Here is a 9439-nt window from a genome sequence, read left to right on the forward strand (position 1 = left end):
CGAGGGGATACCAACTATTGGAGAAGCCCAGGATCTCCCCCTGGGCTGGCATCAGGTCGAGAACGAGGTCGTCGATGCACCAGCGGCATAGCGGAGCGCCTGGCCGGCTGTCCTCCTGAAAACCGCGTTGCCGCAGTTGCCTCCCCAGCTGGTGGTAGTCAGACCTGGCAATCACGCTGCAGATCACATCCACATCCTGGGTGGGCCGGATCTCCGGCATCGCCGGATCCGTGATCAGCACGCCGGCCACGGCGCCGCCGACAAACACCAGTTGCTCGAGCAGCGCCTCGCCCAACTGCTCAGCGACTCGCTCCAGCAAGAAGACGTTGGGGTCGTTGGGATTCATGGCTGCAACCGCTCCTCCAGCAGGGCCAGCGCCAGGGCCTGTTCACGGGCGCTGCCGCCACGCACCGCGTCGAACAGGGCCAGCAGCTCCCCAAGAGCCGGGTTGCGCTCTGCCGCTTCGGGGACGCTGGGATAGAGAGGGTGGAAGGCGATGCCACGGGCCGTTCCCTTCTTCCACGGCCACACCGGTGGTGGGTCGCTGCCCGGCAGGATCTGCTCGTTGAGGGGGGAGGCGGCGTAGCCGGTGGGAACCCCTCGGCTGAGCGCGCCCTGGGTGGCGGGGAAGCAGTAGCGAGCGCCGTGCTGCACGAAAGCTTTCAGGGCGGCGCGAACAACTGAGGGCTTGCCAGCCCCATCCTTGATCGCCAGTCTGGCGGCCACGGCACGCTCCACCGCCGCATGGGCTTCCGAGGCCGTCAGGCCCAGTTCGGCGCCGAGGGCCGCATAGGTGGGCGCCGGGCCTGGCCCCAGAGCCAGGCGCAGCAGCACCACCAGATCCTGCGGGCGCAGTACGAGCTGGGGATTGGAGGGTGAGCGGGCCACGGTCGCACCAGGCCATTCGGCATTCGCGAATAGCAAATATAGAGCCCTCCGGCCTGTCTGCCCCTGCGCGGCTTCTGGTTTGCGGAGCAGCCGGCGGCAGCGACCGCTCGATCGCCTCATCGGGCACACCCACGTGATGGGCGACGAGCACCTGTCCGAATGCAGGCGCTGTCGATTACCCCATGCCGGCAAGGCGGGCCTCGATCGCACTGGCGGTGCAGGCCACCCCGTCCTCGCGGGCCAGCAGCTGCTGCAACTCCCGAGCTCGCTGGCGGAAGCGTGGTTCGCCTGCCAGGGCTCGGATGCTGGCAGCCAGGGCCTCGGCGCTGAGACTGCTCAACCGATGTGTGGCCGGGCTGACCCCGAGCTGCTCCAGCGTGCGTCCCCAGGCGGGCTGGTCCGCAAAGAACGCCACCACCGTCGAGGGGATGCCGTGGCGCAGCGTGGTGGCGGTGGTGCCTGCACCGCCGTGATGAATCGCGGCCTGCACCCTGGGAAACAGCCAGCTGTGCGGACACTCCTCCAGTAGAAACACATCAGCGGGCAGGGCCGCTCGGGGCACAACCCGGCCCCAACCGGGCGAGAGGATCAGTCGAACGCCAGCCAGCTGCGCTGCTTCCACCACCGCAGCCGCCAGCGCTTCTGGATCGCGGCTAATCATGCTGCCGAAACCGGCATAGAAGGGAGCAGGGCCGCCCTCAAGGAAGGCGCTCAGCTCCCGATCCGGGCTGTAGGGCGTAGGCAGGATGTCCCCATCGGCCGTGCGGGGCTCGAGGAAGCAGAAGCCGGTGAGCGAGGCGCTCGCCTTCCAGTCAGCCGGGTGCGGCAACACCTGAGGACTGATCAGATGCAGCACCGGCGGATCCACCAGATGGGCCGGTGGGGTGCGGCGGCTCTCGGCGCCGCCCCAGGGGAGGGGCTGCAGGCCCAGGCGATCGCGGCGAAAGGCCTGGATCACCCGGGCGTCCTGACGCCACTTGAGCAGGCTCACTAGCCGGTAGCTGCTGCGGTTGAGCCGGTGGCGGATTCGATGCCTTGTGCTGCCGCCATTGCGGCTGGTTGGTGAGGCGGGGAAGCCCAGAAAGGGGAAATCCCCGGTGGCCATGATCGGCATGGGGCTCAGTACCACTAGGGGACACCCGGCGGCCTCTGCCAGGTGGTAACCCCACAGGCACAGCGGTGACACCAAAAGCAGATCCGTGCCCTCCATGGCGGCGTGGGCCGTCTCCAGCAGCTCACCCAGCAGTGCATCGGAGATCAGGCGCACGGGCTTGCCCTGCATCAACGCCAGGCCCGCCTCCGAGCTCAGCAGCGAGGTGAAGTCGCCCGGCAGGGGTACGAACGGCAGCGCATGGGCGTCCGCCACGGCCTGGAAGTTGACGCTGCCGATCAGGCTCACCTGATGTCCGAGGCGCTGCAGTTCCAGCAGGATCGCCAGGTAAGGCTGCAGGTCTCCCCTGGAACCGACGGAGATCAACCGGATCTTGGCCATGCGGGAAGCCGCTGCTGCCGCGTGATCCTGCACGATTTCTGCGGCAGTTGAGGCCAGCCGGCAGATGGCCCTGAGCCAGACGAGGAGTCGTCAGGGCTTTCCAGCTGGGAACGAGCGCTATTGCCGCTGAGCGCTACGGAGGAGCCGAAAGAGTCGAAAAAGCGGGAGTGGGATTGGTGAAGGACTGCAGCAGATTGCCGGTTGCGACATCAAAGAGATAGGCAGCGCCGGTATCGCTGTTGTCTCCGAAAGAACCGGATTGATCCATCCGGCTTTGCATGCACGAATAGGCCTAGCCTGCTGTGGATTTCTGATCTGCTGCGTTCTTGAAGCTTGAGCTGTCATCAGCCTTCTGGAGATCAGGTTATAGTATTGCCGACAAGCGTTTTCGAGCGAGTGTGAGTTCACGGGTCTTTTTATCTTTCATGGTTTGTTGCATGAGCGCATTTGCTAGCCCTGCTAATGCAGAAGATCTCCCAGCCGAAGACAGTGCACCCTCTTCAAAGGGAAACTTATCCGGTCTTTATGTGACAGCAGGCGTTGGCGCAAATTGGCCAATTGACCGAGTGGGGAAAGGTGACCCAGGATCATTCACGGAGTTTTCCACTCCCGCATTTTCTACAGAAGTGGGTATAGGCTATGATCTCAAACCAGTTCGCCTAGGGAACCTCTGGGCAACGAGCCCTCAAAGAGGGTCCAAGCTTGCGATTTGCTCGGAATGAACAATTTCTGGGGGATCTGAGGCTTGATAGGCCTGATTTCACCTTCACGGCAACTAAATTTGGTTTATTTGGGGGAATTTTTGCCCGCAATGGGCACACCAATCCTCCGATCACGAACTGCATAGCAACCTGCGACGTGCCATGAATAGGTTCGAAAGGGCGGCCAGCACATTCACTTTGCAGCTGTTCTTGAGCATTCCCCGCAGACGGGTCTTCTGAAAGCCGAACTGCTGTTTGATCACCCGAAACGGATGCTCTCCTTTGGCGCGGACATGTGCTTTGGCAGTTTCGACCAGATCATCCAATCGGCCCTCCGGCGTGTCAGGCAGTACTCGACGCTTCCCTGGTCGCATGGCAACGCGGAAACCGATCCCCCGGCCTTGCATCTCTTCTCGCTTCTCAATTCCCTGGTAGCCAGCATCCGCATAGACCAGGGTTTCCTCGCCGTGCAGGAGATCAGCGGCTGGGGTGAGGTCATGCACATGAGCAGCCGTGGTTTCCACTGAGTGGATGAGGCCGCTCTCGCTATCCACGCCGATGTGGACCTTCATCCCGAAATACCACTGGTTGCCTTTCTTGGTCTGGTGCATCTCAGGATCCCGTTCATTGGTCTTGTTCTTGGTGGAACTGGGAGCGGCGATCAAAGTGGCATCGATGATCGTGCCCTGCTTCATGGCCATGCCGTTGGCCTTGAGATGGGCTTTGACCACCTCAAAGATCTGCTGGCCCAGATCATGCTTCTCCAGCAGATGGCGGAAGGCCAGGATCGTGGTCTCATCAGGGATACGATCGCTGATCATGTCGATCCCAGCGAAACGGCGCATCGTGGGAACCTCGATCAGCGCATCCTCCATCGCTGGATCGCTGAGGTCGTACCACTGCTGCAGTAGATGAATACGCAGCATGGTCGCGAGCGGATAGGGCGGGCGACCACCCTTGGAGCTGGTCTTGGGATAGTGGGGCTCGATCAGATCAATCAGTGCTTTCCACGGCACCACATTTTCCATCTCGCCCAGAAATCGCTCCCTCCTGGTGCGTTTTTTGGCAGAGGATTGCTCGTAATCACCGAATCCGAGCTGCTTGCTGCCCATGAACCCAGTCCGCACCTGCGATTACACGTGTATTTTCGCGCGGATGGCTCGGGTTTTCCAGAGCTTCCCTAGCCGCATGCTTCTCCGATGCAGTAGGAGTTTAAGTACCGACGCTCATAGCATCAGGCTTAGTGGCCAGCCACGGGATGAAGGCCCATTGATTTGGTGCAGACAGCTAGAGCTGAATCTGCAATCATGCATTGCCACAACTAGCTGAATGTTAACAATTATAGGTCTATATGGCCCTCGGTACTCCTCGCATTAGACAGCCTGAAGCCATATTGGCAGCAAACTCCTAGCCCAGCAACAGCCCCTGCCCTCCCTCAGCTCCCGCAACGGCGCTCTGCAGGTCAAACAGCAATTCCTCCAGGTTGAGTTGCTCGAGAGCCCTTTGCTGGGCCTGCTCTAGCCGGCGCTGCAGCCCGAAGGTCACCTGCTCCGCCGGCGATGATTGGCTCGAACCTGCCTTTTGCTCACTTTCATCTACATCCTCATCCACTGCGGCGAGAACGGCGGCAATGCTCATCTCCCCAGCCGCCCCAGCCAATCGATAACCCCCCAGTCGCCCCCTTCGGGCCTTCAGCAGACCGGCCCGGCGCAGTCGCAACAGGATTTGCTCCAGCATGGGTTCCGGCAATTGCTGGGCGATCGCCAGCTCATGGGTGGAGAGCCAGCGCTCCGGTTCGGCAGCCAGCTCCAGCAGGGCCTTGAGGGCATGGTTTGCCTGCTTACTGAGCATCAGCTCCGCCCCGCCAGCCGCTCAAGCACGAATTCGAGTGTGTAGCCGAATAGGGCCGGATCGGGATCCCTGGTGCCGATGTCGGCCAGCCCCAGCTCAGCCCAGCGGCTGTCGATGCGGGCCTCCAGCTCCTCTGGTCGCCCCAGGGGCTCACCCCAGGGGTGGCGCTTCTCGGGCCCGATCTTGGTGGTGGCATCGACCGCCAGGCGGCCGCCCAAACCCAGCCTTTCGCTGGCGAAATCGAGCGTGTCAAATGGAGTGTTTTCGAGCACAAACAAATCCCGCTGGGGATCCACCTGGGCGCTGATCGCCCAGATCACCTGGCGCGGATCGCGGATGTTGATCGCCTTGTCGACCACCACCACAAACTTTGTGTAGGTGAACTGGGGAAGGGCACTCCAGAAGGCCAACGCCGCCCGCCTGGCCTGGCCCGGATAGGCCTTATCGATGGCGATCACGGCCAGCTTGTAGCTGAGCCCCTCCATCGGCAGGAAGAAATCCACGATCTCCGGGATCTGCTGGCGCAGGATTGGCGTGTAGATCCGGTTCAGGGCAATGGCCAGCATGGCGTCTTCCTTGGGGGGCCGGCCGCTAAAGGTCGTGAAGTAGATCGGGTTGCGCCGCTGGGTGACGCACTGGATCCGCACCATCGGTGAATCCTCCACTCCCCCGTAGAAGCCCATGTGGTCGCCGAAGGGTCCATCGGCCACTTCTTCGCCGGGAGTGATCGTGCCTTCGAGCACCACTTCGCTGTGGCTCGGCACCTCCAGGTTCACCGTTTTGCACCTGGCCAAGCGCACGCCTTCACCGGCATAGAGCCCGGCGAACAGCCACTCGCTCAGCTGCACCGGAATCGGCGTGGCCGCCGCCATCACCAGCAACGGATGCACGCCGATGGCGATGGCGATTTCCAGTTTCTTTCCCATGGCTGCGGCCTTGCGCAGGTGGCGGGCACCGCCGCGCACGCTCAGCCAGTGCACCGTCATGGTGTTGATGCCCTGCTGCTGTAGCCGGTACACCCCCACGTTTGGCGTGCCGGTTTCGGGGTCTTTGGTAATTACCAGCCCCAGGGTGATGATCCGGCCGCCATCTCCGGGCCAGGGGCGCAGGAGCGGCAGGGCATCGAGGTTCACCGCCTCCCCCTTAAACACCTGTTGGCGGCAGGGGGGCGTGAGATCGAGATCGGGCCTGGCTCTGAGCACATCCAGCAGCACCGAGCCAAAGCGCAGCGCCTCCCGGGCCCCCTTAGGGGGACGGGGTTGCTGCAGTAGGGCCAGCCGCTCGCCCAGGGCTTCGAGCTCTTCGGGCTGCTCCATGCCCAGGCTCCAGAGCACCCGCTCCTGGGTGCCGAGCAGGTTCACCGCCACCGGCATCGATGAGCCGATCACGTTTTCAAACAACAATCCCGGCCCGCCGGCGGCCAGCACCCGGTCGGCGATCGCCGCCAGCTCCAGATCCGGATCCACCGGGGCGCTGATCCGGCGCAGGGCGCCGCGGGATTCCAGGAGCTCAATAAAGCCGCGTAGATCTCGGCGGCTGCGCTGGGGGGGCGCCGTGGCTGCCATCAGGTTTGACCGGTGCTTCCTACTGTGGCGCACCCTCCCCTGGCGGTGCCGGTGCAGATCTCCTACTTCGCGACTTCAGAAACGGTTCCCGAGGTGGTGCCCCCTGCCCAGGGAGGCCCCGATGCCGCCGTCGTGATCGACGTGCTGCGCGCCACCACCACCATTGCCTTTTCCCTCGAGAGAGGTGCGGAGGCCGTTGAGGCTTTTGCCGATCTGGCCAAACTCGAAGCAGCGGCCAGTGCCTGGCCTGAGCAATCCCGTTTGCGGGCAGGGGAGCGGGGGGGGAAACGCATCGATGGCTATGACCTGGGCAATTCCCCGGTTGCGATCACGCCGGAGCTGGTTGCAGGCAAGCGAATTTTCATGAGCACCACCAACGGCACCCGCTCCTTGGCAGCGGTGAAAGCTGTGCCCCTGCTCCTCACCGCCTGCCTTCCGAATCGCACCGCTGTAGCAACCAGCCTTTGGCATAAGCAATGCGAAAAAGTCTGGATCGTGGGCAGTGGCTGGGAAGGGGATTATTCCCTCGAAGACAGCCTTGCTGCGGGGGCCGTGGCCGCTGCCCTGCTCGCGATCGCAGCGGCCAGCCAGAGCCCGGCCCGCATCGCCAACGATGAAATGTATGTGGCCCTGGCGGTTTGGCACCAGTGGGCTCAGGACACCGAAGGGTGTCTGCGCGCCGCCAGCCACGGCCAGCGATTGATGGGCATTGGCAACCACGACGCCGACTTCGCCTGTTGCGCCTCGGTCGACAGCCTCCAGATCGTGCCCTTCCAGGCCGAACCCGGCGTGCTGAAGGCCAGCTGAGGCCCTGCTTGGGGTCTGGCCGAATCGGCCATTTCCCTTACAGTTCGGCCGTTCGTTCTGGGCAATCGGTGGGCAGTTTTCTGGCGGCAGCTGTGCAGCTCACCAGCACCCCTGATCCGGATGCCAACTTTGTGGCGGCCGAAGAACAGATCGAGCTGGCCGCCCGCCGCGGCGCCGAACTGGTGGGCCTGCCTGAAAATTTTGCCTTCATGGGCGAGGACAGCCGGCGCCTGGAGCTGGCCCCGGCCCTGGCGGAGCGCTGCAGCCGCTTCCTGGTGACGATGGCCCGCCGCTACCAGGTGACCCTGCTGGGCGGGGGCTTCCCGGTGCCGGCCGGAGCGGGCAAAACCTTCAACCGCGCCGAGCTGGTGGGCACCGAGGGCCAGCTGCTGGCCCGCTACGACAAGATCCACCTCTTCGATGTGGATCTGCCGGATGGCAACACCTACCGCGAATCCCTGACGGTGCAGCCCGGCAGCCAGTTGCCGCCGGTGGTGGAGGTGCCGGGCCTGGGTCGTATCGGCCTCTCGATCTGTTACGACGTGCGCTTCCCGGAGCTCTACCGCCATCTCGCCGGCGCCGGGGCGGACGTGCTGATGGTGCCCGCCGCCTTCACGGCCTTCACCGGCAAGGACCATTGGCAGGTGCTGTTGCAGGCCCGGGCCATCGAAAACACGGCCTATGTGGTCGCCCCCGCCCAGACGGGCCTCCACTACGGCAGGCGCCAGTGCCACGGCCACTCCCTGGTGATCGACCCCTGGGGCACCGTGCTGGCTGACGCCGGGGTGGCGGTGGGATCGGCGGTGGCGCCGATCGATGCGGGCCATGGCGGCCGGGTGCGGGCCCAGATGCCCAGCCTCCAACATCGCCGCCCGGCCCTGTTCTGAACCTCTTGATGCGCTGGTCCGGTCGAGTCAAGTCAAAACCAGGGCTCTGGGCAGCGGCCCTGACTGCCCTTGCTGTGGTTCTGGCCGATCTGCCCGCCTGGGCCTCCTCCCTGGCGGCCTGGCGGGTGACCCGGACGGGCCAGCTGGAGCTGCGCACCGCCCAGGACGTGCGCCCCCAGGCCTTCTTTGAGGCCGGCACGGGGCTGCGGGGGCCGAGGGTCTGGGTGGATCTGCCCGGGGCCCCCTCCCGCTCCCGCACCCTGCGGGGCGGTGGGGCCCTACGCGAGGTGCGCATCGGCCGCTCCGATGGCCTCACCACCCGCCTGGTGCTCGAATTCGCCCCGGGCACCGAGCTGGAACCCGCCGGCCTGCGCCTGGTGGGCACGGCCCGCGACCGCTGGCGCATGGAGCTCCCCGGCCTGGCCAACCAGACTGGGCCGGCCCTCGGCGAGGGGGATCTGGATGCCGTTTCCAGTGCCCCTTTGGCCCAGATTGCTTTCCCCACCTCCGGGGCACCGCTTTCGGCCGACGGCCTGCCCGTGGTGCCCAGGGGCCGCTTCAAGGTGGTGATCGATCCCGGCCATGGCGGCCCCGATCCCGGCGCAATCGGCATTGGCGGGCTGCGGGAAACCGATGTGGTGCTGGATATCTGTCTGCAGATGGCCAGGCTGCTGCAGGCCCGGGGCGTGCAGGTGCTGATGACGCGCACCTCGGAGGTGGATGTGGACCTGCCGCCCCGGGTGAGCCTGGCCAACAGCAGTGGCGCCGACCTGTTTGTGAGCGTGCATGCCAATGCGCTGAGCATGGCCCGCCCCGATGTGAACGGGATCGAAACTTTCTATTTCGAGGGGGCAGGAGCGTCTGCCCGGCGCCTGGCGGCGGCCCTGCAGCAACAGATGGTGGCCATCTCGCCGGGCAGCCCGGATCGGGGCGTGCGCACCGGGCGCTTTTTCGTGATTCGCCGCACCGTGATGCCCTCGGCCCTGGTGGAGATGGGCTTCCTCACCGGCGCGATCGATTCCCGCCGCCTCGCCGATGCCAGCTTTCGCCGGCGCATGGCCCTGGCCCTCTCCGCCGGCGTTCTCAATGCCCTGCGGGAGAGCCAATGAGCGCCTTGGTGGGCCTTTTTGACAGCGGCCTGGGCGGGCTCACGGTGCTGCGCCGGCTGCAGGAGCGCTATCCCCACTCCTCCTGCCTCTACCTGGGTGATACGGCCCGGGTGCCCTACGGCCAGCGCAGCGTGGCAGA

General features: G+C 64.8%; 9 protein-coding genes and 1 pseudogene. 4 read left to right on the forward strand and 6 right to left on the reverse strand.

From position 1 onward, the window contains the following. The 6 genes from KBZ15_RS12115 to KBZ15_RS12140 all read right to left on the reverse strand — a co-directional run. Positions 1-346, reverse strand: a 346-nt coding sequence (locus tag KBZ15_RS12115; protein ID WP_255015458.1) for a hypothetical protein, incomplete at its 3' end; no start/stop codon positions are given. Further along, a complete protein-coding gene (locus KBZ15_RS12120) occupies positions 343-888 on the reverse strand; it encodes a hypothetical protein (RefSeq protein WP_255015459.1) in 546 nt (181 codons plus the stop codon). The genes KBZ15_RS12120 and KBZ15_RS12115, both read right to left, overlap by 4 nt. A 175-nt stretch (positions 889-1063) precedes the next feature. After that, positions 1064-2380, reverse strand: coding sequence for a glycosyltransferase (locus tag KBZ15_RS12125; protein WP_255015460.1), 1317 nt, complete (start codon positions 2378-2380; stop codon positions 1064-1066). A gap of 832 nt (positions 2381-3212) precedes the next feature. Then, positions 3213-4193, reverse strand: a complete 981-nt coding sequence (locus tag KBZ15_RS12130; protein ID WP_255015461.1) for an IS5 family transposase — start codon at positions 4191-4193, stop codon at positions 3213-3215. 295 nt (positions 4194-4488) lie between these two features. Further along, the gene (locus tag KBZ15_RS12135) at positions 4489-4932 is read right to left on the reverse strand and encodes an Rrf2 family transcriptional regulator (RefSeq protein ID WP_255015462.1); all 444 of its coding nucleotides are present in this window, start codon (positions 4930-4932) and stop codon (positions 4489-4491) included. Then, on the reverse strand, positions 4932-6497 hold the full coding sequence (locus KBZ15_RS12140) for a UbiD family decarboxylase (protein ID WP_255015463.1): 1566 nt from the start codon (positions 6495-6497) through the stop codon (positions 4932-4934). The genes KBZ15_RS12135 and KBZ15_RS12140 overlap by 1 nt, the downstream gene beginning before the upstream one ends. Before the next feature lie 51 nt (positions 6498-6548). Between KBZ15_RS12140 and KBZ15_RS12145 the strand changes: the two genes are divergently transcribed. The 4 genes and pseudogenes from KBZ15_RS12145 to KBZ15_RS12160 all read left to right on the forward strand — a co-directional run. Beyond that, on the forward strand, positions 6549-7304 hold the full coding sequence (locus KBZ15_RS12145) for a 2-phosphosulfolactate phosphatase family protein (protein ID WP_255015466.1): 756 nt from the start codon (positions 6549-6551) through the stop codon (positions 7302-7304). Between the two features lie 68 nt (positions 7305-7372). Further along, the gene (locus KBZ15_RS12150; RefSeq protein ID WP_255015464.1) at positions 7373-8191 is read left to right on the forward strand and encodes a carbon-nitrogen hydrolase family protein; all 819 of its coding nucleotides are present in this window, start codon (positions 7373-7375) and stop codon (positions 8189-8191) included. Between the two features lie 8 nt (positions 8192-8199). After that, the gene (locus KBZ15_RS12155; protein WP_255015465.1) at positions 8200-9300 is read left to right on the forward strand and encodes an N-acetylmuramoyl-L-alanine amidase; all 1101 of its coding nucleotides are present in this window, start codon (positions 8200-8202) and stop codon (positions 9298-9300) included. Continuing rightward, positions 9297-9439, forward strand: a pseudogene (locus KBZ15_RS12160) (glutamate racemase); the annotation flags it as partial. The gene KBZ15_RS12155 and the pseudogene KBZ15_RS12160, both read left to right, overlap by 4 nt.

This window comes from Cyanobium sp. BA20m-p-22 (assembly GCF_024346275.1).
Lineage (GTDB): Bacteria > Cyanobacteriota > Cyanobacteriia > PCC-6307 > Cyanobiaceae > Cyanobium_A.

What these genes read in the sequence shown, in the direction of transcription:
- KBZ15_RS12125 (WP_255015460.1), bottom strand. Translation starts at nt 2,380, where the DNA reads ATGGCCAAGATCCGGTTGATCTCCGTCGGTTCCAGGGGAGACCTGCAG.
- KBZ15_RS12130 (WP_255015461.1), bottom strand. Translation starts at nt 4,193, where the DNA reads ATGGGCAGCAAGCAGCTCGGATTCGGTGATTACGAGCAATCCTCTGCC.
- KBZ15_RS12135 (WP_255015462.1), bottom strand. Translation starts at nt 4,932, where the DNA reads ATGCTCAGTAAGCAGGCAAACCATGCCCTCAAGGCCCTGCTGGAGCTG.
- KBZ15_RS12140 (WP_255015463.1), bottom strand. Translation starts at nt 6,497, where the DNA reads ATGGCAGCCACGGCGCCCCCCCAGCGCAGCCGCCGAGATCTACGCGGC.
- KBZ15_RS12155 (WP_255015465.1), top strand. Translation starts at nt 8,200, where the DNA reads ATGCGCTGGTCCGGTCGAGTCAAGTCAAAACCAGGGCTCTGGGCAGCG.